This window comes from Alcanivorax sp. HI0044, from assembly GCF_001634945.1.
On record NZ_LWEZ01000621.1, the window covers coordinates 1 to 978 of the forward strand.

The 978-nt window shown below is 42.4% G+C and carries 2 protein-coding genes; both read left to right on the plus strand.

What is annotated here, in order from left to right; genetic code table 11:
- A partial coding sequence (locus tag A3730_RS07505) for an aspartyl/asparaginyl beta-hydroxylase domain-containing protein (protein ID WP_197477355.1) occupies positions 1 to 462 on the plus strand: 462 nt, incomplete at its 5' end.
- A gap of 79 nt (positions 463 to 541) precedes the next feature.
- A partial coding sequence (locus A3730_RS07510) for a sulfotransferase (protein WP_231883888.1) occupies positions 542 to 978 on the plus strand: 437 nt, incomplete at its 3' end.

Here is a 978-nt window from a genome sequence, read left to right on the forward strand (position 1 = left end):
GAAATTCCTGAGCATTTTGGCGACACCAATGCTACTAACAGGGTGCACCTTGGCTTAGTTATACCTGCGGGCTTGCCCGTTTCTGGAATTAAAGTTGGTGAAAAGGCCGTTGCTTGGGAAGAAGGCAAGGCCACTATTTTCTGTGATGCGCATCGTCACAAGGCCTGGAATCATTCTGGAGAAGACAGGTTGATTCTCCTTATGGATGTAATTAGGCCAGAATTCATGCCAGATAAACGTAAAGTGTGCTCCATAATTATCACATCCTTTATCTTTCAGTTACTGATAATTAAAGCACCAATTTTGCAAAGGCGTGTTGTTGATAATTCCAGCGTAGTTCTAGAGGTTTTTGCTCCAATCGTTAGTCTATTGATCCCGGTATACAATATGGCAAGTTATCTTGTGTCACGTATTGTAAGAGCGAGATTGAGATTGATGGGGTGGCTCAGTGAAATACGATGATGCTATTGACTTAGCGGAGTGTCTACCCATGTTCTTTATCACCTGTAGGCCTCGAAGTGGATCGACTTGGCTAAGAACTATGTTCGATGCCCACCCATCTATTGTTATTCCTCCTGAATGCCAGTTCATCATAAACCTAAAGAAGAAGTACTTAGGGTTAGACCTCTGGACAGCAAAAACGGTCTCGTCATTTATTGCTGACCTTAAAAAACAGGGTTTGATTGAAAGCTGGAAGATCGACTGGAGCAAGCTTCGAGATACTCTTCTGTCTAACGTTTATCGGGTCGATTATGCCCTGGCCTGTAAGCTCGTGTACCTTTATTCTTTCTCCTGCTTTGAGAAAGGAAATCCACTAGCAATTGGTGACAAGAATCCGGGGTATTCATTTTATTCTAAAGAACTGCAAGAAATATTCCCTGAAGCAAAGTTTATTTATCTGTGCAGGGATTATAGAGAGAATCATATTTCCATTGTCAGGGCCGGATTTGAAATGTCGATAATTGCTGCGACCTGCAG